This is a genomic window from Pseudomonas sp. FDAARGOS_380 (assembly GCF_002591235.1).
GTDB lineage: Bacteria > Pseudomonadota > Gammaproteobacteria > Pseudomonadales > Pseudomonadaceae > Aquipseudomonas > Aquipseudomonas salmasensis.
Window position 1 is genome coordinate 1,756,253 of sequence record NZ_CP023969.1, and the last position, 25,724, is coordinate 1,781,976.

24 protein-coding genes and 1 pseudogene are annotated in these 25,724 nt (G+C 61.6%); 12 read left to right on the forward strand and 13 right to left on the reverse strand.

The window, feature by feature from the left end; genetic code table 11:
* Positions 1–28 precede the first annotated feature (28 nt).
* From CRN80_RS08260 to CRN80_RS08285, 6 genes are all read right to left on the reverse strand, one after another.
* Entirely contained in the window at positions 29–1,333 is a 1,305-nt protein-coding gene (locus CRN80_RS08260) for an MFS transporter (RefSeq protein WP_032894350.1), read from the reverse strand.
* A gap of 188 nt (positions 1,334–1,521) precedes the next feature.
* Positions 1,522–2,670, reverse strand: a complete 1,149-nt coding sequence (gene dgoD, locus CRN80_RS08265; protein WP_098949937.1) for a galactonate dehydratase — start codon at positions 2,668–2,670, stop codon at positions 1,522–1,524.
* Positions 2,671–2,718: 48 nt separating this feature from the next.
* On the reverse strand, positions 2,719–3,339 hold the full coding sequence (locus CRN80_RS08270; protein WP_003187296.1) for a 2-dehydro-3-deoxy-6-phosphogalactonate aldolase: 621 nt from the start codon (positions 3,337–3,339) through the stop codon (positions 2,719–2,721).
* Position 3,340: 1 nt separating this feature from the next.
* A complete protein-coding gene (locus CRN80_RS08275) occupies positions 3,341–4,300 on the reverse strand; it encodes a 2-dehydro-3-deoxygalactonokinase (RefSeq protein ID WP_047712792.1) in 960 nt (319 codons plus the stop codon).
* 176 nt (positions 4,301–4,476) lie between these two features.
* Entirely contained in the window at positions 4,477–4,803 is a 327-nt protein-coding gene (locus CRN80_RS08280) for a DOPA 4,5-dioxygenase family protein (protein ID WP_044270228.1), read from the reverse strand.
* Between the two features lie 30 nt (positions 4,804–4,833).
* Positions 4,834–5,784, reverse strand: coding sequence for a LysR family transcriptional regulator (locus tag CRN80_RS08285; RefSeq protein ID WP_098949938.1), 951 nt, complete (start codon positions 5,782–5,784; stop codon positions 4,834–4,836).
* A gap of 103 nt (positions 5,785–5,887) precedes the next feature.
* Between CRN80_RS08285 and betC the strand changes: the two genes are divergently transcribed.
* The 3 genes from betC to CRN80_RS08300 all read left to right on the forward strand — a co-directional run bounded on the left by betC (position 5,888) and on the right by CRN80_RS08300 (position 10,059).
* Complete coding sequence (gene betC / locus CRN80_RS08290; protein ID WP_032894355.1) at positions 5,888–7,402, forward strand: choline-sulfatase; 1,515 nt, start codon at positions 5,888–5,890, stop codon at positions 7,400–7,402.
* An 18-nt stretch (positions 7,403–7,420) separates the two neighbouring features.
* Positions 7,421–8,335: a choline ABC transporter substrate-binding protein gene (gene choX, locus CRN80_RS08295; protein WP_098949939.1), complete on the forward strand. Its 915-nt coding sequence runs from the start codon at positions 7,421–7,423 to the stop codon at positions 8,333–8,335.
* 155 nt (positions 8,336–8,490) lie between these two features.
* Positions 8,491–10,059, forward strand: a complete 1,569-nt coding sequence (locus CRN80_RS08300) for a SulP family inorganic anion transporter (RefSeq protein ID WP_032894360.1) — start codon at positions 8,491–8,493, stop codon at positions 10,057–10,059.
* Positions 10,060–10,189: 130 nt separating this feature from the next.
* On the opposite strand, the gene aroE is transcribed toward CRN80_RS08300, so the two are convergent.
* Together aroE and hemF are read right to left on the reverse strand one after the other, a co-directional pair.
* A complete protein-coding gene (aroE, locus tag CRN80_RS08305) occupies positions 10,190–11,008 on the reverse strand; it encodes a shikimate dehydrogenase (RefSeq protein WP_032894361.1) in 819 nt (272 codons plus the stop codon).
* Positions 11,008–11,940, reverse strand: coding sequence for an oxygen-dependent coproporphyrinogen oxidase (hemF, locus tag CRN80_RS08310; protein WP_003187281.1), 933 nt, complete (start codon positions 11,938–11,940; stop codon positions 11,008–11,010). The genes aroE and hemF overlap by 1 nt, the downstream gene beginning before the upstream one ends.
* A 178-nt stretch (positions 11,941–12,118) precedes the next feature.
* On the opposite strand from hemF, the gene CRN80_RS08315 reads away from it, so the two are divergent.
* Entirely contained in the window at positions 12,119–13,096 is a 978-nt protein-coding gene (locus CRN80_RS08315; RefSeq protein WP_098949940.1) for a quinone oxidoreductase, read from the forward strand.
* A 93-nt stretch (positions 13,097–13,189) separates the two neighbouring features.
* Here the strand turns inward: CRN80_RS08315 and CRN80_RS08320 are convergent, their stop codons facing one another.
* From CRN80_RS08320 to CRN80_RS08330, 3 genes are all read right to left on the reverse strand, one after another.
* Positions 13,190–13,747: an L-threonylcarbamoyladenylate synthase gene (locus tag CRN80_RS08320; RefSeq protein WP_003187278.1), complete on the reverse strand. Its 558-nt coding sequence runs from the start codon at positions 13,745–13,747 to the stop codon at positions 13,190–13,192.
* A 74-nt stretch (positions 13,748–13,821) separates the two neighbouring features.
* Positions 13,822–14,925 (reverse strand): DNA-processing protein DprA, encoded by a 1,104-nt coding sequence (gene dprA, locus CRN80_RS08325; protein ID WP_098949941.1) that lies wholly within the window; start codon positions 14,923–14,925, stop codon positions 13,822–13,824.
* A gap of 63 nt (positions 14,926–14,988) precedes the next feature.
* Positions 14,989–15,765, reverse strand: coding sequence for a peptidoglycan-binding protein (locus CRN80_RS08330; RefSeq protein ID WP_098949942.1), 777 nt, complete (start codon positions 15,763–15,765; stop codon positions 14,989–14,991).
* A 135-nt stretch (positions 15,766–15,900) separates the two neighbouring features.
* Between CRN80_RS08330 and def the strand changes: the two genes are divergently transcribed.
* The 5 genes from def to CRN80_RS08355 all read left to right on the forward strand — a co-directional run bounded on the left by def (position 15,901) and on the right by CRN80_RS08355 (position 20,460).
* Positions 15,901–16,407: a peptide deformylase gene (gene def / locus CRN80_RS08335; protein WP_003187273.1), complete on the forward strand. Its 507-nt coding sequence runs from the start codon at positions 15,901–15,903 to the stop codon at positions 16,405–16,407.
* A gap of 69 nt (positions 16,408–16,476) precedes the next feature.
* Positions 16,477–17,430 (forward strand): methionyl-tRNA formyltransferase, encoded by a 954-nt coding sequence (gene fmt, locus CRN80_RS08340; RefSeq protein ID WP_098949943.1) that lies wholly within the window; start codon positions 16,477–16,479, stop codon positions 17,428–17,430.
* Entirely contained in the window at positions 17,427–18,737 is a 1,311-nt protein-coding gene (gene rsmB, locus CRN80_RS08345; protein ID WP_098949944.1) for a 16S rRNA (cytosine(967)-C(5))-methyltransferase RsmB, read from the forward strand. The genes fmt and rsmB overlap by 4 nt, the downstream gene beginning before the upstream one ends.
* Positions 18,738–18,759: 22 nt before the next feature.
* Positions 18,760–20,133, forward strand: coding sequence for a Trk system potassium transporter TrkA (gene trkA, locus CRN80_RS08350; RefSeq protein ID WP_003187270.1), 1,374 nt, complete (start codon positions 18,760–18,762; stop codon positions 20,131–20,133).
* 15 nt (positions 20,134–20,148) lie between these two features.
* Positions 20,149–20,460, forward strand: a complete 312-nt coding sequence (locus CRN80_RS08355; protein WP_032894369.1) for a lipopolysaccharide assembly protein LapB — start codon at positions 20,149–20,151, stop codon at positions 20,458–20,460.
* A gap of 135 nt (positions 20,461–20,595) precedes the next feature.
* On the opposite strand, the gene CRN80_RS08360 is transcribed toward CRN80_RS08355, so the two are convergent.
* Together CRN80_RS08360 and CRN80_RS08365 are read right to left on the reverse strand one after the other, a co-directional pair.
* Complete coding sequence (locus tag CRN80_RS08360; protein ID WP_098949945.1) at positions 20,596–21,483, reverse strand: lysophospholipid acyltransferase; 888 nt, start codon at positions 21,481–21,483, stop codon at positions 20,596–20,598.
* Positions 21,484–21,523: 40 nt separating this feature from the next.
* Positions 21,524–22,081: a DNA-3-methyladenine glycosylase I gene (locus tag CRN80_RS08365; protein ID WP_032894371.1), complete on the reverse strand. Its 558-nt coding sequence runs from the start codon at positions 22,079–22,081 to the stop codon at positions 21,524–21,526.
* Between the two features lie 81 nt (positions 22,082–22,162).
* On the opposite strand from CRN80_RS08365, the gene glyQ reads away from it, so the two are divergent.
* The 3 genes and pseudogenes from glyQ to gmhB form a co-directional block, all read left to right on the forward strand.
* Complete coding sequence (gene glyQ / locus CRN80_RS08370) at positions 22,163–23,116, forward strand: glycine--tRNA ligase subunit alpha (RefSeq protein WP_003187265.1); 954 nt, start codon at positions 22,163–22,165, stop codon at positions 23,114–23,116.
* Complete coding sequence (gene glyS / locus CRN80_RS08375) at positions 23,113–25,167, forward strand: glycine--tRNA ligase subunit beta (RefSeq protein WP_098949946.1); 2,055 nt, start codon at positions 23,113–23,115, stop codon at positions 25,165–25,167. Before glyQ ends, glyS begins: the two co-directional genes overlap by 4 nt.
* Positions 25,137–25,706 (forward strand): annotated as a pseudogene (gmhB, locus tag CRN80_RS08380) (D-glycero-beta-D-manno-heptose 1,7-bisphosphate 7-phosphatase); the annotation flags it as partial. The gene glyS and the pseudogene gmhB, both read left to right, overlap by 31 nt.
* Between the last annotated feature and the right edge of the window lie 18 nt (positions 25,707–25,724).

A 25,724-nucleotide genomic window follows, 5' to 3' on the forward strand; every position in this document is an offset into this window, starting at 1 on the left:
AAAAGGGCGACCCGAAGGTCGCCCTTTTTTACAACTCGATCCGCTCGACTTTGCCTACCAGCAATATGTAGGAAAGCGCGCCGAGCAACGCCAAGACCGCGATATAGGTAATGGCCGGCGCAAAGGACGAACCACTGGCCAGAAAGCCAATCACGATAGGCGTGGCAATCGCCGCCAGGTTGCCGATAAAGTTGAACACCCCACCGGTCAGCCCCAACAGACGGGCAGGCGCCAAGGTCGACACCAACGACCAGGTGATCGACGCCAGGCCATTGCCGAAAAACGCCACCGCCAGAAACGCGATGACCCACCCCGTGGAGTCCACATAGTTGGCCCCGATGATCGCCGTGGAAATCAGCAGCCCGCTGATGATCGGCAACTTGCGCGCAAAGCCCACCGACGCCCCACGGCGAATCAGCCAATCGGAAAACACCCCCGAACACAGCACGCCCACAAACGCGGCCAGGAACGGCAAGGAGGCCAGCAACCCAGACTGGATAAAGTCCATGCCGCGATATTTCACCAGGTACGTCGGGAACCAAGTCAGGAAGAACCACAGCGTGGAGTTCAGGCAAAACTGGCCCAGGTAGATGCCCCAGAGCTTGCGTTTGCTCAGCACAATGCCCAGGTCGGTCCAGCTAAAAGGTGCCTTGACGGTTTTAGCCTGCATGTCCACCAGCCCGCCACCGTCGCGGATCAGTTGGATTTCAGCTTCGTTGGCGCCTTTGAAGTCTTTGGGCTCGCGATACACCGCATACCAGATCGCGGCCCACAGGATGCCGACGCCACCGGTTACCACAAACACCATGTGCCAGCCGTACTGATGTTGCAGCCACGCCAGTACCGGGGTGAGGAACGCCAGGCCAACAAATTGCCCGGAGGTATAAACGCCAATGGCCGTGGCGCGCTCGCGCTCGGGAAACCAGGTGGTGACCACACGGCTGTTGATCGGATAGGCCGGTGCCTCCAACGCGCCCACAGCCATGCGCAGCACGAACAGCGCGATAAAGCTGGCGGCGAAACCGAGCATCACCGTGGCAATCGACCACAGCAGCAGGGCCGCTGTGTAGAGAATGCGCGGCGGCACCCGGTCTACCAGCCAGCCACCCGGGATTTGCATGGCGGCGTAGGTCCAGCCGAAGGCAGAGAAAATCAGCCCGACTTGCACCGGGTCGATCCCCAGCTCGCTGGTCAGCGCGGGCGCAGCAATCGACAGGTTGCTGCGGTCGAGGTAGTTGATGACCACGGTGATGAACAGCAGCACCATGATGAAAAAGCGCTTTCTGCTAGGCGTGACTAAAGAAGCCTGCCCGGTGAGGGATTCAGGGTGCATGGGGGGGGTGCCTCTTTTTATATGTTTGTTGAGGTCTGAAAATGAGCTGACTGAAGAAACCGGATCAAAAATGTGGGAGCGGGCTTGCTCGCGAATGCGGTGGTTCAGCCGCAGATGTGTTGAATGACACACAGCATTCGCGAGCAAGCCCGCTCCCACATGTTTTACCGCGTTCCGTCAGTCAGGCATCACCACTCGGCAAAACTGCCATCGGCATGGCGCCAGATCGGGTTGCGCCAGCGATGGCCGATGGCCGCGCGCTCAACCACATACTCCTCGTTGATCTCAATGCCCAAACCAGGGCCGTTGGGGATCTTCACAAAGCCCTGGTCATAGTCGAATACGCCCGGGTCTCGCACGTAGTCGAGCAAATCGTTGCTTTCATTGTAGTGAATGCCCAGGCTCTGCTCCTGGATAAACGCGTTGTAGCAAACCGCATCCAGTTGCAGGCACGCCGCCAAGGCAATCGGGCCCAGCGGGCAGTGCAGGGCAAGGGCCACGTCGTAGGCTTCGGCCATGTTGGCGATCTTGCGGGTTTCGGTAATCCCGCCGGCGTGGGAAGCGTCCGGCTGGATGATGTCGACATAGCCTTCGCTGAGCACGCGCTTGAAATCCCAGCGCGAGAACAGGCGCTCGCCCAGGGCGATCGGCGTACTGGTCAGCGGTGCCAGTTCTTTCAGCGCTTCGTAGTTTTCGCTAAGCACCGGCTCTTCAATGAACATCAGTTTGTACGGGTCGAGTTCTTTCATCAGCACCTTGGCCATCGGCTTGTGCACCCGGCCATGGAAGTCGACGCCGATCCCCACGTTAGGGCCGACCACATCGCGCACGGCAGCGACATTGGCCAGGGCCAGGTCGACTTTTTCGAAGCTGTCGACGAACTGCAATTCTTCGGTGCCGTTCATTTTTACCGCCGTGAAGCCACGGGCCACCGCCTCTTTGGCGGCACGGGCAGTGTCGGCGGGGCGGTCACCGCCGATCCACGAGTACACGCGGATTTTGTCACGCACCTGGCCGCCCAGCAGATCGCTGACCGACACACCGAGGGCCTTACCCTTGATGTCCCACAACGCCTGGTCGATGCCAGCGAGGGCGCTCATGTGCACCGCGCCGCCTCGGTAGAAGCCGCCGCGATAGAGCACGGTCCAGATATCTTCGATGTTGCGTGGGTCTTTGCCGATCAGGTAGTCGGACAGTTCTTCGACGGCAGCGGCCACCGTGTGAGCGCGGCCCTCGACCACAGGCTCACCCCAACCGGTCACACCCTGGTCGGTTTCGACCTTGAGGAAGCACCAGCGCGGCGGAACGATAAAGGTCGTCAGTTTGGTGATTTTCATCTCTTGTCTCTCTTATAGATGCAGCGCCTGTGGGCGCGGAATATGCTCTCAACCGAGGGCTTTCCAGGCGGCGACATACGCCTGGGCACGGCTCGCAACCTGATCCACTGTCATGCCCGGCTTGAACAGCCCGGAACCCAATCCGAAGCCCTTGGCGCCGGCGTCGGTAAACACCTGCATGTTGTCCGGGGTGATGCCGCCCACCGGCAGCAGCAACGTGCCCGCCGGCAATACCGCCAGCCATGCCTTGATCACTGAAGGGCCCATTTGCTCGGCCGGGAACAGCTTCAACACATCAGCGCCTTCGGCCAGCGCGGCAAAGGCTTCGGTGGGCGTGGCTACCCCAGGCGACAAGTACAGGCCCGCCGCTTTGGCCGCGCGCAACACCTTGGCATCGCTGTGGGGCATGACGATCACCTGGCCTCCGGCCGCCTTGACCTGTTCGACCTGCTCAGGCGTCAACACCGTGCCGGCACCGATCAGGCAATCGGCGGGCAAGCTGTCGCGCAGGGTGCGGATGCTGGTGTAAGGGTCTGGCGAGTTGAGCGGCACTTCGATCACGCGAAAACCCGCGTCGTACAGCACCTGGCCGACCGCCTGGGCTTCGTCGGGGCGTAGGCCGCGCAGGATGGCGATCAAACCGTTTTGTGCGAGTGCTTGCTTGAGCATGTCAGGCCTCCATTAAAGGTCGAGTAAGCCCGGCGGCTTGCGCCAGTTGCCACAGGCCACGCTCGGTGGCTTCTTGCGCCAGGCTGACGTGGGCAAAGCCGCAAAGGGCGAGGGCGCGTTGATAGCGGGCGCAGAGTGGAGCGGCGCCGACCAGGATGATCGGCTGGTGTTTGGCGGAGTCTGGCAGGCCGGCGAGTTCATGGCCGATGAGCAGGCCAGACAGGTAATCGGGTTGCTGGTCGGGCGCCAGCTGCGCAGTGAGCCCAAGGGTACGGGCACTGAACAGGGTCGAGAGCACGCCACGCTGGCCATCGTTGGACAGCGCCACGTGCACGCCTCGATCAAACGCCTCGGCCTGGAACTGCTCGCTGGCCTGTTGGGTACGCCCCAGAATGCTGTGCTTGCTCAACACCGCAAACACTTCGCCGGTCATGAAGGTATCGAAATGGGTAATGCGGCCTTCCACCACCTCGACCCATTTGGAATGGCTGCCGGGCAGGCCGATCAACACCTGGGGCCCAAGCCCTTGCAGCACGCCGAGCACTTGGGTTTCTTCGCCGCGCATCACATTGGGCAGCCCCACTTGCTCGATCACCCCCGGCACGATGTGCACCTGCACCCCGCGCAGGCTGCGTATGCCATGCAACGCCTGGCCAAGGCTGGCGACATCCACGGGCGTGCTGCGATAGGCCGCCTCGCTCCAACCCTGTGCGCTGCCGACCATGCCGCACGCGATCACCGGCAGCCCGGGCTGGGCGTCGAGCCAATCGCCGCAGGCACTATCGAACGCCAGTTCAAAGCCGTCGGTGCACAGCACACCGGCAATTTCCCGAGGCTCTGTGGGCAAATGCATGATGCCGGTAGCCAGCGAGCGCTGTTCCAGCACAACGCCCGCGGGGCCGAGTTTGTAAGCACGAAGGGAGCTGGTCCCCCAATCGAGCGCGATCAATTGCGCCTGCATCGCTTCACCTGAAATGAGTGGGTGCTGAAAAAAGCAGATGGGCGAATATAAACCTAGGGCGCAGGATATCTCAATATATAAATATCAATCCCATATAATGAGACAAGACAAGATAAATCCCACAACCCTTCCGGTTTTTACTTAGGGAAAGACGCGGGTTTATCGGGTAGGGATGGTTAAAAAATCGACAGGTCCAGTTCGCGCATCGCGCCCATCCAGATGGCGTAATCGGTGTGGTCCTTGAGGTCATCACCGGTTTCCGGGTGCAGGAACACCACCAGACCATCACGGTGCAGCGCCAGCCACGGCAACACCACGCCGATATATTCCGGCTCGAACGCCAGCTGGCAACTCCAATCCGGGTGCGGGCCTACGGGCCGCTCGTGTACGCGGCCCATGCGCAACGGGAACAGCCTGGCGGCGTCTTCACAGAGCCTGCGCGCCTGCTCGATCGTGCTGGCGTCGAAGTAGATATGGGCGTGGTAGCCCTTGATACGTTGCATGACGGACTCCGGTTCCACTGTGCGCCGATCCTAGACCGCAATCGACGGCAGGGCCAGCCCGGTCAACGACTGCGCACTGCTGGCCTGTTCCGCCACCAGCCACTCGACAAAGCGGTCCACCAACTGTCCACGGCGTTTGCGCTGGGGCTGCACCACGTAATAGCCAAATCGCGACGTCACCGTGGGGCTGATCGGTCGGCACAGCCAATTCTGCTCCAGCAGGTTATCCACCAGGTGGCGCCAGCCGATGGCGACACCCTGGCCGGCAATCGCGGCCTGGATCAGCAAGGTGTAGTTGTCGAAGCGCAATTGCCCAGGGGTCGGCGCAGCCGTGATACCCAGTTCGCGGAACACGCCGTTCCAGTCGAACCACTGGCTGTTGTTTTCCTGGCGCAGGTGCAGCAACGGGCAGTCTTGCAAGGTCTGCACCGTCAGGGGCGCAGCTTGTTCCTTGAGCCACTGCGGGCTGCACACCGGGAACACTTCCTCATTGAACAACCACAGGCTCTCGCCTTGCTTGAAACGGCCATCGCCAAACAGCACCGCCACATCAATATCGCTGCGCAGGGTAGCGTGGTTGCGCTCACTGGTGACCAGGCTGACATCCACGTGCGGGTTGGCCTGGTGGAAGCGATGCAGGCGCGGCATCAGCCAATAGGCGGCGAAGGCGAAGTCGGTGGCGACTTGCAGCACTTCATGCTGGCTTTGTTGAGTGATGGCGCCCAGGCCCTGGTTGATGTTCTGCAGGCCGCCTTGCACATGCTCGAACAGCAGGGCGCCGGCGTCGGTCAGTTCGATGCCGCGATAAATGCGGTCAAACAGGCGGATCGCCAGTTGCTCTTCAAGGCGCTTGATCTGCTGGCTGACCGCCGGTTGGGTGGTGCCCAGTTCCATCGCGGCAGCGGTGAAACTGCGATGGCGTGCCGCTGCCTCAAAGGCGCGCAGCAAATCGAGAGAGAGGTCACCCAGCGCTTCATACATAAGCTCAACTTATCCTAGTCATTGCCGCGTATGGGCTTTACCCATGTATTCATGGACCGCATGCTCATTGGCATAAACACCGCCTATGGAATGCCGAGAAACCATGAAGCGCAAGAACATTCTTTTCATCATGGCCGATCAGATGGCCGCGCCGATGCTGCCGTTCTACGGGCCTTCCCCGATCAAGCTGCCCAACCTCAGCCGCCTGGCGGCACAAGGTGTGGTGTTCGACGCCGCCTATTGCAACAGCCCGTTGTGCGCACCGTCGCGCTTCACCTTGGTGAGCGGCCAGTTGCCGAGCAAGATCGGCGCCTACGACAACGCTGCCGATTTCCCCGCCGATGTACCGACCTATGCCCACTACCTGCGTCGCCTCGGCTACCGCACTGCGCTGTCGGGCAAGATGCACTTCTGCGGCCCCGACCAGTTGCACGGCTATGAGGAACGTCTGACCAGCGACATCTATCCCGCCGACTACGGCTGGGCAGTGAACTGGGATGAGCCAGACGTACGCCCTACTTGGTATCACAACATGTCCTCGGTACTGCAGGCGGGCCCATGTGTGCGCACCAACCAGCTGGATTTCGACGAAGAGGTGGTGTTCAAGGCCCAGCAATACCTGTTCGATCATATCCGCGAGGAGGGCGACCAGCCGTTCTGCCTGACCGTGTCGATGACCCATCCCCACGACCCGTACACCATTCCCAAGCCGTTCTGGGACCTGTACGCCGACACCGAGATCCCATTGCCCGCGACGCCGCCCCAGGCCGACCTTGACCCACATTCCCAGCGGCTGCTCAAGGTCTATGACTTGTGGGACAAACCGCTGCCGGTGGATAAGATCCGCGACGCCCGCCGCGCTTACTTCGGTGCCTGCAGCTACATCGACAGCAACGTCGGCAAGCTGCTGCAGACCCTGGAGGACACCGGCCTGGCCGACGATACCCTGATCATTTTCTCCGGCGACCACGGCGACATGCTTGGCGAGCGCGGCCTCTGGTACAAAATGCACTGGTTTGAAATGGCCGCCCGCGTGCCGCTGCTGGTCAGTGCGCCGGGGCAGTTCGCCGCTGGCCGCGTCACCCAGGCCGTATCGACCGCCGATCTGTTGCCGACCCTGGTGGAATTGGCCGGCGGCACGTTGGACCCGCATTTGCCGCTGGACGGCCGCTCACTGGTCCCGCACTTGCAAGGGCAGGGCGGGCATGACGAAGTGTTTGGCGAATACATGGCCGAAGGCACCGTCAGCCCGTTGATGATGATTCGCCGGGGCGCCTACAAATTCATCTACAGCGAAGACGACCCTTGCTTGTTGTTCGATGTGCACAACGACCCGCGCGAGCAGGAAAACCTCAGCCAGTGCGCCGAACATCGCCCTCTGTTCGAGGCGTTTTTGCGTGAAGCACGGGCTAAATGGGACATCCCGGCAATCCATCAACAGGTGCTCGCCAGCCAACGCCGTCGCCGCCTGGTGTTTGAAGCGCTGACCCAAGGCAAACTCAAGAGCTGGGATCACCAGCCACTGGTAGACGCCAGTCAGCAGTACATGCGCAACCATATCGACCTCGATGACCTGGAGCGCAAGGCACGTTTTCCACAACCCTGCCAAAACCAATAAGTAGACAGAGGGAAGGCCATGCAAAAGTTGACCGTGGTACTGAGTTTGGTGGTGCTCAGCAGCGCCCAGGTGTACGCAGACACTCGCTGCGAAACGGTAAAGATGGCCGATCCAGGCTGGAGCGATATTGCCGCCACCAACGCCATCACCAGTTTCCTGCTGACGGGCATGGGCTACCAACCCAAGGTCGATACCCTGGCGGTGCCGATTACCTTCGGCGGGCTGAAAGACGGCCAGGTGGATGTCTTCCTCGGCAACTGGATGCCGGCGCAGCAAGGCTTCTACGACAAGTTCGTGGCCAACGGCGATGTGGTGCAACTGGCGAAGAACCTGGAGGGCACCGAGTTCACCCTCGCCGTGCCCGACTATGTGTGGGACGCCGGGGTGCATGACTTCGCCGACCTGAACAAGTTTGCCGACAAGTTCGACAAGAAGATCTACGGCATTGGCTCCGGCGCGCCGGCCAATATCTCGTTGCAAGAGATCATCAAGAAAAATGATTTCGACCTGGGGCAGTGGAAGCTGATCGAGTCCAGCGAACAAGCGATGCTCGCGGAAGTTTCGCGAGCCGTTAAGAAACAGCGTTTCGTCACCTTCCTCGGCTGGACTCCGCACCCGATGAACGTGCAACTGAAAATGCACTACCTCAAGGGCGGCGAGCAGTACTTTGGTGCCACCGGCAGCGTGTACACCTTGACCCGCAAGGGTTACGCACAAGCCTGCCCCAATGTCGGCAAATTGCTGACTAACCTGACTTTTACCCAGGCCATGGAGAACAGCATCATGGCCGACGTGGCCAACAACAAGGTCAGCAATGCGCAGGCGGCGAAGGCATGGATCAAGGCCAACCCGGCGGTGCTGGACCAGTGGCTGGAGGGCGTGAAAACCCTGGATGGGCAGGAGGCGTTGCCGGTGGTAAAAGCCAAACTCTGACGCCTGCCGCTGCCCCCTGTGGGAGCTGGCTTGCCTGCGATAGCGTCACCCCGGTATGCCTGTCACACCGAGGCGCCAGCATCGCAGGCAAGCCAGCTCCCACAAGTACCCATGCATATTGATATTCTTGCCAAAACCCTTTACCCGAGCCTGCGATGCCACGGCCCACCCGCCATACACTCTTGCCCTTCCTGCGCTGGCTGCCGCGCCAAACCCGCGCCAGCGTCGGCCGGGATGCCATCGTCGGCCTCAGCGGCGCGGTGCTTGCGCTGCCGCAGTCGATTGCCTACGCACTGATCGCAGGCCTCCCACCCGAATACGGGCTCTACGCCGCCATCATCCCGGTGTTGATCGCGTGCCTGTGGGGCTCGTCCTGGCACCTGATCTGCGGGCCCACGGCCGCCATCTCCATCGTGCTTTACGCCAGTATCAGCCCATTGGCCGTGCCAGGCTCACAGGACTACATCACCCTCATCCTGTTGCTGACCTTCCTCGCCGGGGTGTTCCAGTGGTTGCTTGGCCTGCTGCGCTTTGGCGCGTTGGTGAACTTTGTCTCCCATTCGGTGGTGCTGGGTTTCACCCTCGGCGCCGCCGTGGTGATTGCCCTGGGGCAGTTGCCCAACCTGCTCGGGTTGGATTTGCCCAGCCAGGCCACGGCTATCAACAGCCTGCTGGCGTTGATCGACCATCGTGGCGAGTGGGATCAGGCATCCCTGGCCCTGGGGCTGGGGACGTTGCTGGCAGGCATGTTGCTCAAGTACCTGGTGCCACGCTGGCCGACACTGTTGATCGCCTTGGTGTTGGGCAGCCTGGTGGCATGGTTGTGGCCGGCGATGTTCGGGCATGTGGCACGGGTCAGTTCGTTCATCGGCAAACTGCCGCCGTTCAGCCCGTTGCCGATGGACCTGGACCTGGTGTTGCGCCTGCTGCCCAGCGCCGTGGCGGTGGGGATGCTGGGGTTGGTGACCAGCCTGTCGATCGCCCGTTCGCTGTCGGCCCGCTCGCAACAACTGCTCGATGCCAACCAGGAAGTTCGCGCCCAGGGTTTATCCAACATCGTGGGCGGATTTTTTTCCGGCTACCTGTCAGCCGGATCATTCACCCGCTCGGGCCTCAGTTACGAGGCGGGCGCCTGTTCGCCGCTGGCGGGGGTGTTTTCGGCCCTGTGGGTGGCGCTATTTGCGTTATTTGGCGCAGCGTTGATCGCGCATATTCCGATCCCGAGCATGGCGGCGAGCATCCTGCTGATTTGCTGGGGGCTGGTGGACCACCGCGGCATTCGCGCGCTGTTCCGGGTCAGCCGTGCCGAATTCGTGGTGATGAGCCTGACCTGCGTCGCCACCTTGTTGTTGGAGCTGCAAACGGCGATCTATGCCGGGGTGCTGGCGTCGCTGTTTTTCTACCTAAAGCGCACGTCGCAGCCACGGGTTCAACACTGGCGCGACGGTGAGGCGGATGTGTTGCGGGTAGGCGGCTCGATCTTTTTTGGCGCCAGCCATTACCTGCAAGTTCGCTTGCAACGTTTGCAGGGTGAGCGGGTGGTGATCGAGGCGCAGCAGATCAACTTTATCGACTATTCCGGGGTGGAGATGCTGCATCAGGAGGCGCGGCGGTTGGCGGGGTTGGGCCGTAGCTTGACGTTGCGTGGGGCCAGGCCGCAGGTGGTTGAGGAGCTGAAAAAGCTCGACGGGCCCGATAACTGCCCCATCGACTTTGAAGACTGAACCCGATCAAAACTGTGGGAGCTGGCTTGCCTGCGATAGCGGTGGGTCAGCCAGCACATGGGTAACTGACCTATTGCTATCGCAGGCAAGCCAGCTCCCACATTAACGGTGCCCACATCAGCGCGTGGAATCAGGCCAATTGCCGGCGCAGTTCGGCCAGTACCGGCGCCGAATCCGGGCGCACACCACGCCACAGCAAAAAGGCTTCTGCCGCTTGTTCCACCAGCATGCCCAGGCCATCCATCGCCACCGCCGCGCCTTGCTCGCTCGCCCAGCGGCAGAACGCGGTGGGTTGCTTGGCGTACATCATGTCGTAGCAGAAGGTCTTGCCCGGTTCTATCAGGCTGCCGGCAATCGGCGGTACATCGCCTGACAGGCTGGCCGACGTGGCATTGATGATCACGTCCACCGGCTCACGCAACCAGTCGAAACCACTGGCAGACACCGGGCCTAGGTCATCGAACAGCTCAGCCAGTAACTCGGCTTTTTCCACGGTGCGGTTGGCGATGATCAACGACGAGGGTTGCTGCGCCAGCAACGGCTCCAGCGCACCACGTACCGCGCCACCGGCGCCCAATAACAGAATGCGTTTACCTTGCAGGGTCAGCCCGGCATTGACCGTCAAATCGCGCACCAGGCCCGCGCCGTCGGTGTTGTCGCCCAACAAGGTGCCGTCATCCAGTTTGCTCAAGGTGTTCACGGCACCGGCGCGCTGGGCTCGTTCGGTCAGGGTATTGGCCAGACGGTAAGCCTCCTCCTTGAACGGCACGGTCACGTTGGCGCCACGGCCCTGTTGGAAAAACTCACGGGCACAGGCGGTGAAGTCCTCCAACGGCGCGAGCATCGTGCTGTAGTCCAACTGCTCGCCGGTCTGGGCGGCGAACAGACGGTGAATCAGCGGCGATTTGCTGTGGCCGATGGGGTTTCCGAACACGACATAACGGTCCATCACACCGCCGCCTTGGGCGCGGCAACGCCGAGCCAGTCACGGTCTTGCAGGAAGTAGTCGGTGAGGCGCGCCTCTTCGCTGCCGGCTTCGGCCTTCCAGTCGTAGCTCCAGCGTACCTGGGGTGGCAGCGACATCAGGATCGACTCCGTACGCCCGCCCGATTGCAGGCCGAACAGGGTGCCACGGTCATAGACCAGGTTGAACTCAACGTAGCGGCCCCGGCGGAACTCCTGGAACTGGCGCTGTTGCTCGGTGTACGCCATGGCCTTGCGACGCTGCACAATCGGCAGGTAGGCGTCGATGTAGGCATCGCCGATGGCGCGGATGAAGGCGAAGCAGGTGTCAAAGCCCCACTCGTTCAAGTCATCGAAGAACAACCCACCGATGCCACGGGGTTCGTTGCGATGCTTGATGTGGAAGTAGGTGTCACACCAGGCCTTGTAGCGTGCGTACACATCCGGGCCAAACGGCGCACAGGCCTGCTCGGCCACTCGGTGCCAGTGAATGCAGTCTTCTTCATTGCCGTAATACGGGGTGAGATCGAAGCCACCGCCGAACCACCACACCGGTTCTTCGCCTTCTTTTTCAGCGATGAAAAACCGCACGTTGGCGTGGGAAGTCGGTACATGCGGGTTATGCGGATGGATCACCAGTGACACGCCAAGCGCTTCAAAGCCACGGCCGGCCAGCTCGGGGCGATGGGCACTGGCAGACGGTGGTAAACCGCTGCCGAACACGTGGGAAAAGTTGACGCCGCCTTTTTCGATCACCGAACCGTTTTCCATCACACGGGTGCGACCGCCACCGCCGGCTGGCCGGGTCCAGGCGTCTTCGATAAAGCGAGTGTCCGTCTCGAAGGTTTCCAGGGCGCTGCAAATGCGGTCTTGCAGGTCAAGCAGGTAGGCTTTAACGGCCTCGGTGCGGGTAGTCATGGCATCACCTTGAATCGGGCAAAGCTACGCGAGGCCCATGGGGCGTCGGCGGCAAATGGGCGCACAGGATACCACTGCGCTTAGATGCCACTGCACTTAGGTGCGCGGCAGTTGACGAAGATCAAGCTTAGGAGTCCGATAGGGGGCTACGCAGATTCGAACCCAAGGAGAAGTGCAGATGGCCAAACGTATCCAGTTCAGCGCCCATGGCGGGCCCGAAGTGCTTGAGTATGTGGACTACACGCCAGCGGAGCCTGGCCCACAGCAGGTACGGGTGCGCAACGAAGCTATCGGCCTGAACTTCATCGACACCTATTTCCGCAGTGGCCTCTATGCGCCGCCCGCCCTGCCATCGGGCCTGGGTGCGGAAGGCGCTGGCGTAGTCGATGCCGTTGGCAGTGAAGTCAGCCAATTCAAAGTCGGCGACCGTGTGGCCTACGGCAGCGGCCCGCTGGGTGCCTATAGCGAGTTGCACGTGTTGCCTGCCGCCAACCTGGTGCACCTGCCGGATGAGATCAGCTTTGAACAGGCCGCCGGTGCCATGCTCAAAGGCCTGACCGTACAGTACCTGCTGCGCCAGACCTATGAGCTCAAAGGCGGAGAGACCATTTTGTTCCACGCCGCCGCCGGTGGCGTCGGTTCCCTGGCCTGCCAATGGGCCAAGGCTTTGGGGGTGAAGTTGATCGGTACGGTCAGTTCGCCGGAAAAGGCGGCCTTGGCCAAATCGCTGGGCGCCTGGGAAACCATCGACTACAGCAAGGAAGATGTCGCACAACGCGTACTGGAATTGACTGACGGCAAGAAATGCCCGGTGGTGTACGACGGCGTCGGCAAGGACACCTGGCTGACTTCCCTGGACAGCGTGGCGCCGCGGGGCTTGTTGGTGAGCTTCGGCAACGCGTCGGGGGCGGTGGATGGGGTGAACCTGGGGATTCTGTCGGCGAAGGGTTCGCTGTACGTCACCCGGCCGACTTTGGCGACCTACGCGAACAACCCGGCGAACTTGCAGGCGATGGCGGACGATCTGTTTTCGATGATCAAGAGTGGCAAGGTGCGCATTGATATCAACCAGCGCTACTCGCTGGCGGAGGCGGCCAAAGCGCAGACGGAGTTATCGGGGCGGCGCACGACTGGGTCGACCATTCTGCTGCCTTAAGGGCCTCATCGCAGGCAAGCCAGCTCCCACATTTGACGGCGAACACTGATCAAATGTGGGAGCTGGCTTGCCTGCGATGGGTGCACTGCGGTGTCAGGACGGGCGCACCACATCACCCGTCACCAGGTCCCGAATCAGGCTCGGGTTCTTGCGCCCACCCAGGGCACCGCCCAACACCAAGTCCACTTGCCCGCGAAAATACTGCTCCACGCGAATCCGCGTGCGGGCTGCCGGGCGCCCCTGGGGGTTGGCCGAGGTGGAAATCAACGGGCCGACCTCGGCGCACAAATCTCTCACCAACGGATGATCACTGACCCGCAACGCTACGGTGTCATGCACACCCGTGACCCACTCGGGCAGCAAGTCCTGATGGGGCACCAGCCAGGTATTCGGCCCTGGCCAGGTGCTGGCCATGCGTTCGACCCACGTGTCCGGGAAATCTTCAAACAGAAAGTCGAACTGACGAATATTGTCCGCCACCAGGATCAGGCCTTTGTCGACCGAGCGGTTCTTGATCGCCAACAGCCGATCCACTGCTTCTTCGTTCCACGGGTCGCAGCCCAGGCCCCAGACCGCTTCGGTCGGATAGGCGATCACCGCGCCTGCGCGAATTTCCCGTGCGGCTTCCAGCACACGCCACCTGTTGACCATTGTTAACTCTCCGGACTAAAGCTCTGGGCAGTTTACCGATCTTCGTTACAAAACCTAGCGCCAAAAACGGGCCACTACCAAAGCGGACACCGCGCCAGCCAGCGCCCGCTTTCGCAAATCACCTGGCCCTCCAACTCCAGCTCTGTAAGGGTGGCCAGTACTTGGGACAACGGCCGACCGCTGGCAATCGCCAAGGCTTCGCTGCTATGCGGTGCCGCGTGCAGCAGCGCCACCAGCGGATGGGTCACGGGCACCGGTGCCGCATGGGACAACCGCTGCCAACCACGCAGGCCTTCAAGTATGTGCTCGATGGTTTCCACCAACACCGCGCCATCACGGATCAGTTGATGACAGCCTTTGGCGGCGGGGTGGTGGATGGAGCCAGGAATCGCGTACACCTCACGCCCTTGCTCCGCGGCCAGGCGTGCGGTGATCAGCGAGCCGCTGGCGATACTGGCCTCCACCACCAGTACGCCTAACGACAACCCGCTGATGATCCGGTTGCGCCGTGGGAAATTACCGGCCTGGGGCGCGGCATCCAGCGGAAACTCGGAAACCACGGCGCTGCCTTGGGCAATCATCGCCGCAGCGAGCTTGCGATGGCGCTGTGGATAAAAATTTTCCAGGCCCGTGCCAAGCACGCCGATGGTATGGCCGCCCACGTCCAATGCCGCCTGGTGCGCCGCGCCATCAATGCCCACTGCCAGCCCGCTGGTGATGACAAAACCGGCGCTCGCCAGGCTGCGGGAAAAGGCCGCTGCCGTGTCCATGCCCGGGCGCGAGGCGCGCCGGCTACCGACCATGGCCAACTGTGGTTTTTCCAGAATACCGGGGTCGCCCGCAACGAATAACAACGGCGGTGCATCGTCGATCTGCGCGAGCAACGCCGGGTAATCCGGTTGGTCCCACATCAGCAAATGCTGGGCCGGGCGCGCCAGCCAGGCCAACGCCTCACTGGCACCGTCACGTACTTTGGGGCTACGTCGAGCCTCGGCACTGACGGCGGGCAAACCGAGGGAACGCCAGGCGCTGGCGGGAGCACTCAGGGCCTTGGAAGCGCAACCAAAGGCTTGGATCAATACGTGAAAACGCTTGGGCCCCAGTTCTGGCAGCCTGTGCAAGCGTAGCCGGGCTTCCAGCTCTGCCGGGGAAATATCGCTACTGTTTATCGGATTCATATGATCATCCTTGACCGGAACAAGCTGTGGATAACTCTGTTGGTAACTTATTTAGCAGGCTATTTATTGCGCTTGATCAGCCGTCTCGAAACGGTCTTGCACGGCCAACGACCGTGAAGCACTGAGCACCAGGGCATAGCTGAGTTTTTCATAGGTACGAAACACCAGCAGGGTGCCGGCTCGCTCATCCGGGAGGGGAGTGGGCGTGCCGGTGAGGGCGTCTCGCACGGTGGCGCCAGCCTTGATCACTGTGAGCAGTTGGCCTTCCACCAAGCCATCGCGGCGGCCCTTGTTGAGGGTCACAGCGTCGAGCACGCCGATCTGCGTGACGCCCTTGGGGATGTCGATGATGTGCCCTGTAATCAAGGGTGCAGGTTTGCCGGCTTCCAGGCTGGCCAAAGCAACGGGAGGCTCGGCGCGCAACAAACGGTCACCTGGGCGAATCTCCTGGGTCACCCGCTGCACTGCCAGGGTGGTGAGGCTGTCGGCAAGCAAAAAGCGCGCAGTGCCGATGTCGTCGGCATTGATGCCGAGTAATTCCTGGGTATCGGGGTCGGTGTAGGCCTTGCCCCGCCGAAATATCCCGTAGCTTGGCTGGGCCGGGTTCAGTTGACCGCGTGCAAACACACGCTCGTCGTTAGCGCCCAGCACGCGCCCGCCTTGCGCGGCAATAATGTAAGGGGCTTTGTCCAGGTCCTGGGGCGAGTCAAAAATACGGTTGTGCAGTAAGAAGTGCTGGATGGCCTGTTGCGCTGCCTGATCCAGGCGCTCAGTAGGTTGCGCAATCAACGCCGTGGCGAACGGGGCCCACAGCAGCAAGACGAGTAGCGATTTCCTCATGGGGTGAATCTCCTTTATTATGTGCGTTCGCGTGAAATGCCATGGCCTTCGCGGCTTCCGAGCGTTTCACACCGGCCGTATGGGTCCATCCCACCGCCGATTTGTCTCTTCCTCACATGTGCAGCAATTACGCTTATGGCTATTTTGAACATCCTCGAATTTCCCGACTCGCGCCTGCGCACGATCGCCAAGCCGGTGGCCGTAGTGGACGACAAGGTTCGTCAGTTGGTCGATGACATGTTTGAAACAATGTATGAAGCCCCGGGCATCGGCCTCGCCGCGACCCAGGTCAACGTGCATCTGCGCGTCGTAGTCATGGACCTGTCGGAAGACCGCAGCGAACCTCGGGTGTACATCAACCCTGAGTTCGAACCGCTGACCGAAGAGATGGGCGAATACCAGGAAGGCTGCCTGTCGGTGCCGGAGTTCTACGAGAATGTGGAACGCCCGCTGCGCGTGAAGATCAAGGCGCTGGACCGTGACGGCAAGCCTTTCGAGCTGATTGCCGAAGGCCTGCTGGCGGTGTGCATCCAGCATGAATGCGACCACCTCAACGGCAAGCTGTTCGTCGATTACCTGTCCACGCTCAAGCGTGACCGCATCAAGAAGAAGCTGGAAAAAAAGCATCGCCAGCAAGCCTGATGCCCTTCTTCCAAAGGCTTGCTGCGGCAAGCCTTTTTCTTTTGTGACTGTTTTTAACCGAGAACTCCCATGACCGAGCCATTGCGCATTGTTTTTGCCGGCACTCCTGAATTTGCCGCCGAACACCTCAAGGCGCTGCTTGCCAGCCCTTATGACATCGTCGCGGTGTACACCCAGCCGGATCGCCCGGCCGGTCGCGGGCAAAAACTGATGCCCAGCCCAGTCAAGCAGTTGGCGCTGGAGCACAACATTCCCGTGTTGCAGCCGCCGACCCTGCGTAACGCCGAGGCCCAGGCCGAACTGGCCGCGCTGAAGCCGGACCTGCTGGTGGTGGTGGCCTACGGCTTGATCCTGCCCCAGGCGGTACTGGATATCCCGCGCCTGGGTTGCATCAACAGCCATGCTTCACTGCTGCCACGCTGGCGCGGTGCGGCGCCGATTCAACGCGCCGTTGAAGCCGGCGACAGCGAGAGCGGCGTGACCGTGATGCGCATGGAAGCCGGCCTGGATACCGGGCCGATGCTGCTCAAGGTCACCACGCCGATCACCGCCCAAGACACCGGCGGCAGCCTGCACGACCGCCTCGCTGAGCTGGGCCCGCCCGCCGTGATCCAGGCCATCGCCGGCCTCGCTGCCGGCACCCTGGAAGGTGAAATCCAAGACGACAGCCTGGCCACCTACGCCCACAAGCTGAACAAGGACGAAGCGCGCATTGACTGGAGCCGCCCGGCCGTGGAGCTGGAGCGCCTGGTACGTGCCTTCAACCCATGGCCGATCTGCCACAGCACCCTCAACGGCGAAGCCTTGAAAGTGTTGGCCGCGACCCTGGCCGATGGCACAGGCGCTCCCGGCGAGATCATCGGCGCCAGCAAAGACGGCCTGTTGGTAGCTTGCGGCGAACAGGCGCTGTGCCTGACGCGTCTGCAATTGCCCGGCGGCAAGGCGCTGAACTTCAGCGATTTGTTCAATAGCCGTCGTGAGAAATTCGCCCTGGGCACCACGCTTGGGGTGGTCACTCAATGAACCCACGTCTGGCCGCCGCCAAGGCTCTCGCCGCCGTCCTCAACGGCAAGGCTTCGCTGAACAGTTCATTGCCGACGCAACTGGATAAGGTCGAAGACCGGGATCGCGGTTTCACCCAGGACCTGGCCTTTGGCACCGCCCGTTGGCAGCCACGGTTGTCTGCGCTGGCCGCCAAGCTGCTGCAAAAACCGTTCAAAGCGGCAGACGCCGATGTCGAGGCGCTGTTGCTGGTGGGCCTCTACCAGTTGCTCTACACCCGCGTGCCCGCCCACGCCGCCATCGGTGAAACCGTCGGTTGCGCCGACAAGCTGAAAAAACCCTGGGCCAAGGCCCTGCTCAATGCCGTGCTGCGCCGCGCCCAGCGCGAAAGCGAAGCCCTGCTGGCCGAGCTGGAACATGATCCGGTGGTGCGCACCGCCCACCCGCGTTGGCTGCAAAAATCCCTGAAAGCCTTTTGGCCTGAGCAATGGGAAGCCATCTGCGCAGCCAACAACGCGCATCCGCCGATGATCCTGCGGGTCAATCGCCGTCACCACAGCCGTGACGCGTATTTGCAGTTACTGGCGGACGCTGGCACCAACGCCACGCCCTGTGTGTACAGCACGGACGGCATCGTGCTGGAAGCCGCTGCCGATGTGCGCAGCCTGCCAGGCTTTGCCGAAGGCTGGATCAGTGTGCAGGACGAAGCTGCGCAGTTGGCCGCCGACTTGCTCGACCTTGCCCCCGGCCAGCGCGTACTCGACGCCTGCTGTGCGCCCGGCGGTAAGACCTGCCACATCCTTGAAGTGGAAAAAGGCCTGGCCGGTGTCGTCGCGGTGGACCTTGAAGCCAAGCGCCTGGTGCGCGTGCGGGAAAACCTCGCACGCCTGGGCTTGAGCGCCGAGCTGATCGCCGCGGATGGCCGCGACACCGCCGCCTGGTGGGACGGCAAGCCCTTCCAGCGCATCCTGCTGGACGCCCCTTGCTCGGCCACCGGCGTGATCCGCCGTCATCCGGACATCAAGCTGACCCGCCAGCCCGACGACATCGCCGCCTTGGCGGTGCTGCAAGGCGAACTGCTCGACGCGCTGTGGCCCACCTTGGAAGTCGGCGGCATCCTGCTTTACGCCACCTGCTCCACTTTGCCCACCGAAAATACCGAGGTCGTCCAAGCCTTCCTCGCCCGCACCAGCGGCGCGCGTGAGCTGGACCTCGCTACCACGGCCGGCATCAAGCAGCCCCACGGTCGCCAACTGCTTGCGCAAGAAGGCGGGCACGATGGCTTCTACTACGCCAAACTGATCAAGATCGCCGCCGCACGCGGCTGAATGGTTTTAAGGGAGTGACCGGATGAAAATCATCATCCTTGGAGCAGGGCAGGTCGGTGGCACGCTGGCCGAACATTTGGCCGGTGAAGCCAACGACATCACCGTGGTCGACACCGATTCCGAGCGTTTGCGCGACCTGGGCGACCGCCTGGACATCCGTACGGTGCAAGGCCGCGCGTCGTTTCCAACGGTGCTGCGCCAGGCCGGCGCCGACGATGCCGACATGCTGGTGGCCGTGACCAACAGCGACGAGACCAACATGGTCGCCTGCCAGGTCGCCCACACCCTGTTCCACACCCCGACCAAGATCGCTCGGGTGCGCGAAGCGGCGTACCTGACCCGCGCCGGTCTGTTCGATAACGACGCCATCCCGGTGGACGTACTGATCAGCCCGGAACAGGTGGTGACCCACTACATCAAGCGCCTGATCGAAATTCCAGGTGCGCTACAGGTCATCGACTTCGCCGAAGGCAAAGCGCAACTGGTGGCCGTGAAGGCCTATTACGGCGGGCCGCTGGTGGGCCAGCAACTGCGCCAGCTGCGCGAGCATATGCCGAACGTGGAAACCCGCGTGGCCGCGATTTTCCGCCGTGACCGGCCGATCCTGCCTCAGGGCGATACGGTGATCGAGGCCGACGACGAAGTGTTTTTCATCGCCGCCAAGGCGAATATTCGCGCAGTCATGAGCGAAATGCGCAGGCTCGACGAAAGCTACAAACGCATCGTCATCGCCGGCGGTGGGCAGATCGGCGAGCGTTTGGCCGAAGCCATCGAAAGCCGCTACCAGGTGAAGATCATCGAGATGAGCCCGACGCGGTGCCGGCATTTGTCCGACACCCTCGACAGCACTGTCGTACTGCAAGGCAGCGCCTCGGACCGTGACCTGCTGATGGAAGAGAACATCGCCGACGCCGACATCTTCCTGGCCCTGACCAACGATGACGAAGCCAACATCATGTCGTCCTTGCTGGCCAAACGGCTGGGGGCGAAGAAGGTGATGACCATCATCAACAACCCAGCCTATGTGGACCTGATCCAGGGCGGCGATATCGACATTGCCATCAGCCCGCAGTTGGCGACCATCGGCACCTTGCTCGCCCACGTGCGCCGTGGCGACATTGTCAGCGTGCACTCGTTGCGCCGTGGCGCAGCGGAAGCCATCGAGGCGATTGCCCATGGCGATTCGAAGTCGAGCAAGGTCATCGGCAAGGCTATCCGCGATATCGGCCTGCCGCCGGGCACCACCATTGGCGCGATCATTCGTGATGAAGAAGTGATCATTGCCCACGACGACACGGTGATCGCCACCGGAGACCATGTGATTTTGTTCCTTGTGGATAAAAAACATATCCGCGATGTGGAGAAGCTGTTCCACGTGGGGTTGAGCTTTTTCTGATCAAGGAGTGAACCGATGCTGGAGTCCCTGGAAAAAATGCTCGCCAAGGGCGTGGACAATTCGCTGCTGCGCTTTGGCTTGGGTAAGGGTTACCTGGACCTGAAGGACAACGCCAAGGCGGCCGAGCATTTGCAGCGATGCGTCGAGTTCGATCCGAAGTATTCGGCGGCGTGGAAGTTGTTGGGCAAGGCGCAGTTGGGGCAGGGTGATAACGCTGGGGCACGACACGCTTGGGAAAAAGGCATAGAAGCGGCGTTGGCCCATGGCGACAAACAGGCCGAGAAAGAGATGACAGTGTTTCTGAAGAAACTAGATCGCCAGGCCTGAATAAAGATCAAAAGGTGGGAGCGGGCTTGCTCGCGAATGCAGAGTGTCAGTCACTGAATAAGTAGCTGATACACCGCATTCGCGAGCAAGCCCGCTCCCACATTGGTTTCGCATAGACCTTGAGTCAGCGGTGAGTCAATACCACCGCGCCTCACCCGGCGGGCGTTTCTTGAAGCGTTTCATGCTCCACATGTACTGGCTTGGGTAAGCGCCGACATAACGCTCTACTACCTTGCTCATCGCCGCACAGGACGTCGCGGTGTCGGTGCTGTACATGTCCTCCGGTGCCGCCTCCAGAATCACCTTGTAACCCGAGCCGTCCGGCAGCCGCAGGGCATGCAGGAACACCCCCACCGCCTTGTGGCCCGCAAGCATGTTCGGCACGAACTTGCTGGTAAGCGCCTGGGTGGCAAAAAACGGTACGAAGATCCCGGCGGATTCAGCCGGCTCCGGGTCAGCAGGAATGCCCACCTGGCCGCCTTTGCGCACTTCCTTGATCACGCTGAGAATGCCTTCCTTGGTGGACGCCGCCACGCGGTTGCCCAACTGCACGCGCTGCTTGCGCAGCAACTCGTCCACCGCCTTGAGCTTGGGCGGGCGATAGAAAATGATCGGTTTGCACTGGCTGCAATAGAAGTGGTTCAACATTTCCCAGTTGCCCAGGTGGCTGGTGATGCCTACCACGCCTTTGCCAGAAGCCAGGGCCTCGTGCAGCACTTCCAGGCCTTCGACTTCGCGGACCAGGTCGATAGAGCGCTGCGCCGGCCAGATCCACGCGCAGGCGCTCTCGGTGAGGGACTTGCCGATGTCCATCAGGCTGCGGCCCACCAGGCGCTCGCGCTCTGCCGGGTCCATGTCCGGGAAGCATTTGGAGAGGTTGATCCGCACCGTATCGCGGGAACGGTTGGGGGTTTTCCACATGATCCAGCCGATCCCCGTGCCGACGGCTTGTACGGCGCGCCAGGGCAGCAGGGCAAACAACCGAAGAGCGCCTACCAGCAAGGCGCCTTTAAACTTTTCCACAGGTCACTCCTGATCGTGTGTGGTGCGCAAAGCCGGCATTCTAACCGGCGTTGACCAAGTCCGCGTAACGGTCGCAGTCCTGGGTGTGGTCCATGACCATGCCCGAGGCCTGCATGAAGGCGTAGCAGATGGTCGGCCCGACGAAGGTGAAGCCGGCCTTTTTCAAGGCTTTGCTCATGGCTTCGGCTTCGGGCGTGATCGCCGGGACGTCGCTGCGATCCTTGAAGTGATTGACCTTGGGTTTACCGTCGACAAACGACCACAGCAACCCCACCGGATCCTCCAGCGCCAGCCAGGCCGCGGCGTTGCGCCGGGTAGCGTTGAGCTTCAAGCGATTGCGCACGATGCCCGGGTCCTGCATCAGCACCTCGATTTCTTCATCGCTCAACTGCGCCAGACGCTGCGCATCAAAGCCGAACAACACCTTTCGATAATGCTCGCGTTTGCGTAAAACGGTGATCCAGGACAGGCCTGCCTGGAACCCTTCGAGCAAAAGCAACTCGAACAAACCCTGCGCATCGCGCAGCGGCGTTCCCCACTCTTGATCGTGATAAGCCATGTACAGCGGATCTTCAGAACACCAAAAGCAGCGTGGCATAAGGCTCCAGGGAGTGGTGGCGGGGCCGAATCGGGTATACTCCCGCTCTTTAAATCGCAGCCCAAGTAACAGGTGAATTTCGTGAGCCAGCCTACGCCAGCCGTGCGTACCTTCCAAGACTTGATCCTCGCCCTCCAGCAATACTGGGCCGAGCAAGGTTGTGTGGTACTTCAGCCCTACGATATGGAAGTAGGCGCCGGCACTTTCCACACCGCTACATTCCTGCGGGCCATCGGCCCGGAAACCTGGAACGCCGCTTATGTGCAGCCCAGTCGCCGCCCGACTGACGGCCGCTACGGCGAAAACCCGAACCGTCTGCAGCACTACTACCAGTTCCAGGTGGTATTGAAGCCCAACCCGGATAACTTCCAGGAGCTGTACCTGGGCTCGCTGAAACATGTGGGCCTGGACCCACTGGTGCACGACATCCGTTTCGTCGAAGACAACTGGGAATCGCCAACCCTGGGTGCCTGGGGCCTGGGCTGGGAAGTCTGGCTCAATGGCATGGAAGTGACGCAGTTCACTTACTTCCAGCAAGCCGGCGGCATCGAGTGCTACCCGGTCACCGGCGAGATCACCTATGGCCTGGAACGCCTGGCCATGTACCTGCAAGGCGTGGACTCGGTCTACGACCTGGTGTGGGCTGACGGCCCGTTCGGCAAGGTGACCTACGGCGATGTGTTCCACCAGAACGAGGTGGAGCAGTCCACCTACAACTTCGAACACGCCAACGTCGACAAGCTGTTCGAACTGTTCGACTTCTATGAAAGCGAAGCCAAGCGCCTGATCGAGCTCGACCAGCCGCTGCCGTTGCCAAGCTATGAAATGGTGTTGAAGGCCTCCCATACCTTCAACCTGCTGGATGCCCGCCGTGCCATTTCGGTTACTGCGCGCCAGCAATACATCCTGCGTGTGCGCACCCTGGCGCGTTCCGTCGCCCAAGCCTACCTGCTGGCTCGCGCCAAGCTGGGCTTCCCGATGGCAACCCCGGACCTGCGTGATGAAGTGTTGGCTAAGCTGGAGGCTGCACAATGAGTGCTCAAGATTTCCTGGTTGAACTGGGCACCGAAGAGCTGCCACCCAAGGCCCTCAATACCCTGGCCGATGCATTCCTGGCCGGTATCGAAAAAGGCCTGCAGACTGCCGGCCTGAAGTTTGAAGCCAAAAAAGTCTACGCCGCGCCGCGCCGCCTGGCTGTGCTGCTGACCGCGCTGGAAACCCAGCAGCCGGATCGCAACATCAACCTGGACGGCCCACCGCGCCAGGCGGCTTTCGACGCCGAAGGCAACCCGACCCAGGCCGCCCTTGGCTTTGCCAAGAAGTGTGGCGTGGAACTGAGCGAGATCGACCAGAGCGGCCCGAAACTGCGTTTCAGCCAGGTCATCACCGGCAAGCCGACCGCCAGCCTGTTGCCGACCATCGTTGAAGATTCCCTGAACGACCTGCCTATCCCCAAGCGCATGCGCTGGGGTGCGCGCAAGGAAGAGTTCGTGCGTCCAACCCAATGGTTGGTGATGCTGCTCGGCGACCAGGTCATCGATTGCACCATCCTCGCCCAGAAGGCGGGTCGTGATTCCCGTGGTCACCGCTTCCATCATCCAGAAAGCGTGCGCATCACTTCGCCGGCCAACTACCTCAACGATCTGCGCGCCGCTTATGTGCTGGCCGACGCCAATGAGCGTCGCGAGCTGATCAGCAAGCGCACCGAAGAGCTGGCCCGTCTGCAGGAAGGCACTGCCATCGTGCCGCCAAGCCTGCTGGACGAAGTGACCGCCCTGGTGGAATGGCCGGTGCCGCTGGTGTGCTCGTTCGAAGAGCGTTTCCTCGACGTGCCGCAAGAAGCCTTGATCACCACCATGCAGGACAACCAGAAGTACTTCTGCCTGCTGGACGTGGACGGTAAGTTGTTGCCGCGTTTTATCACCGTGGCCAACATCGAAAGCAAAGACCCACAGCAGATCATCGCCGGTAACGAAAAAGTCGTGCGCCCGCGCCTGACCGACGCCGAGTTCTTCTTCAAGCAAGACAAGAAGCAGAAGCTGGAAGACTTCAACCTGCGCCTGCAAAACGTGGTGTTCCAGGAAAAACTCGGCAGCGTCTACGACAAAGCCGTGCGTGTTTCCAAGCTGGCGGCCTACATTGCCCCACGTATTGGCGGCGACGCAGCCTGGGCCGCCCGTGCCGGCTTGCTGTCCAAGTGCGACCTGGCCACCGAAATGGTCGGCGAGTTCCCAGAGATGCAAGGCGTGGCGGGTTACTACTACGCCCTCAACGACGGCGAGCCGGATGATGTTGCCCTGGCTCTGAACGAGCAGTACATGCCGCGCGGTGCCGGTGCAGAACTGCCGAGCACCCTGACCGGTGCAGCCGTGGCCATTGCCGACAAGCTGGACACCCTCGTGGGTATCTTCGGTATCGGCATGCTGCCCACCGGCAGCAAAGACCCGTATGCCCTGCGCCGTGCGGCCTTGGGCGTGCTGCGTATCCTGATCGACAAAAAGCTGGACCTCGACCTGACCCAGGCCGTGGTATTCGCCGTCGGCCAGTTCGGCACCAAGGTCAAGCAAGCCGGCCTGGCCGAGCAAGTGCTGGAGTTCGTGTTCGACCGCCTGCGTGCGCGTTACGAAGACGAAGGCGTGGACGTTTCCGTCTACCTGTCGGTACGTGCGCTGCAACCGGGCTCGGCGCTGGACTTCGACCAGCGTGTACAAGCCGTGCAAGCGTTCCGCAAGCTGCCGGAAGCCGATGCCCTGGCCGCCGTGAACAAGCGCGTGTCGAACCTGCTGAGCAAGGCCGACAACCTCGGCACTGCTGAAGTCGACCCGGGCCTGTTTGCCGATGCCAAGGAGTTCTCGCTGAACTCGGCCATTGCCAAGGCCGAGAACGCCGTGAAGCCGCTGATCGCCGAGCGTAACTACGCTGAAGCGTTGGCGCGCCTGGCGTCCTTGCGTGAGCCGGTGGATGCGTTCTTCGAAGCGGTGATGATCAATGCCGACGATGCTGGCGTGCGCAAAAATCGCTACGCCATGCTCGCGCGCCTGCGTGGCTTGTTCATCAATATCGCCGACATCTCCGTACTGGGCTGACCATGTTGAAACTGCTGATTCTCGATCGGGACGGGGTGATCAACTACGACTCCGACGCTTACATCAAGTCGGTGGAGGAGTGGATCCCACTGCCCGGTTCGATCGAGGCCATTGCGCAGTTGAGCAAAGCCGGCTGGACGGTGGCCATCGCCACCAACCAGTCCGGCATCGCCCGCGGGTACTACGACATCGCGACCCTGGAGGCCATGCACGCGCGTTTGCGCGCGTTAGTGGCCGAACAGGGCGGTGAGGTGGGGCTGGTGGTTTACTGCCCCCACGGGCCGGATGAGGGCTGCGATTGCCGCAAGCCCAAGCCTGGCATGTTGAAAATTATTGCAGAACATTACAAGGTGCCCTTGGCTGGGATATGGTTCGTCGGGGACAGCCTCGGTGACCTGGAGGCGGCCAAAGCCGTCGACTCTCAGCCAGTTTTGGTTAAAACCGGGAAAGGCGAAAAGACCCAGGCTAAAAACCTGCCGGTAGGCACCTTGATTTTTGACGATCTGGCGGCTGTTGCCGCAGAACTTATCAACAACTAGCCGCCCTCGACTTCCTGA

Coding starts and splice junctions, on each gene's coding strand:
- CRN80_RS08260 (WP_032894350.1), bottom strand. CDS start 1,333: ATGCACCCTGAATCCCTCACCGGGCAGGCTTCTTTAGTCACGCCTAGC.
- dgoD (WP_098949937.1), bottom strand. CDS start 2,670: ATGAAAATCACCAAACTGACGACCTTTATCGTTCCGCCGCGCTGGTGC.
- CRN80_RS08270 (WP_003187296.1), bottom strand. CDS start 3,339: ATGCTCAAGCAAGCACTCGCACAAAACGGTTTGATCGCCATCCTGCGC.
- CRN80_RS08275 (WP_047712792.1), bottom strand. CDS start 4,300: ATGCAGGCGCAATTGATCGCGCTCGATTGGGGGACCAGCTCCCTTCGT.
- CRN80_RS08280 (WP_044270228.1), bottom strand. CDS start 4,803: ATGCAACGTATCAAGGGCTACCACGCCCATATCTACTTCGACGCCAGC.
- CRN80_RS08285 (WP_098949938.1), bottom strand. CDS start 5,784: ATGTATGAAGCGCTGGGTGACCTCTCTCTCGATTTGCTGCGCGCCTTT.
- betC (WP_032894355.1), top strand. CDS start 5,888: ATGAAGCGCAAGAACATTCTTTTCATCATGGCCGATCAGATGGCCGCG.
- choX (WP_098949939.1), top strand. CDS start 7,421: ATGCAAAAGTTGACCGTGGTACTGAGTTTGGTGGTGCTCAGCAGCGCC.
- CRN80_RS08300 (WP_032894360.1), top strand. CDS start 8,491: ATGCCACGGCCCACCCGCCATACACTCTTGCCCTTCCTGCGCTGGCTG.
- aroE (WP_032894361.1), bottom strand. CDS start 11,008: ATGGACCGTTATGTCGTGTTCGGAAACCCCATCGGCCACAGCAAATCG.
- hemF (WP_003187281.1), bottom strand. CDS start 11,940: ATGACTACCCGCACCGAGGCCGTTAAAGCCTACCTGCTTGACCTGCAA.
- CRN80_RS08315 (WP_098949940.1), top strand. CDS start 12,119: ATGGCCAAACGTATCCAGTTCAGCGCCCATGGCGGGCCCGAAGTGCTT.
- CRN80_RS08320 (WP_003187278.1), bottom strand. CDS start 13,747: ATGGTCAACAGGTGGCGTGTGCTGGAAGCCGCACGGGAAATTCGCGCA.
- dprA (WP_098949941.1), bottom strand. CDS start 14,925: ATGAATCCGATAAACAGTAGCGATATTTCCCCGGCAGAGCTGGAAGCC.
- CRN80_RS08330 (WP_098949942.1), bottom strand. CDS start 15,765: ATGAGGAAATCGCTACTCGTCTTGCTGCTGTGGGCCCCGTTCGCCACG.
- def (WP_003187273.1), top strand. CDS start 15,901: ATGGCTATTTTGAACATCCTCGAATTTCCCGACTCGCGCCTGCGCACG.
- fmt (WP_098949943.1), top strand. CDS start 16,477: ATGACCGAGCCATTGCGCATTGTTTTTGCCGGCACTCCTGAATTTGCC.
- rsmB (WP_098949944.1), top strand. CDS start 17,427: ATGAACCCACGTCTGGCCGCCGCCAAGGCTCTCGCCGCCGTCCTCAAC.
- trkA (WP_003187270.1), top strand. CDS start 18,760: ATGAAAATCATCATCCTTGGAGCAGGGCAGGTCGGTGGCACGCTGGCC.
- CRN80_RS08355 (WP_032894369.1), top strand. CDS start 20,149: ATGCTGGAGTCCCTGGAAAAAATGCTCGCCAAGGGCGTGGACAATTCG.
- CRN80_RS08365 (WP_032894371.1), bottom strand. CDS start 22,081: ATGCCACGCTGCTTTTGGTGTTCTGAAGATCCGCTGTACATGGCTTAT.
- glyS (WP_098949946.1), top strand. CDS start 23,113: ATGAGTGCTCAAGATTTCCTGGTTGAACTGGGCACCGAAGAGCTGCCA.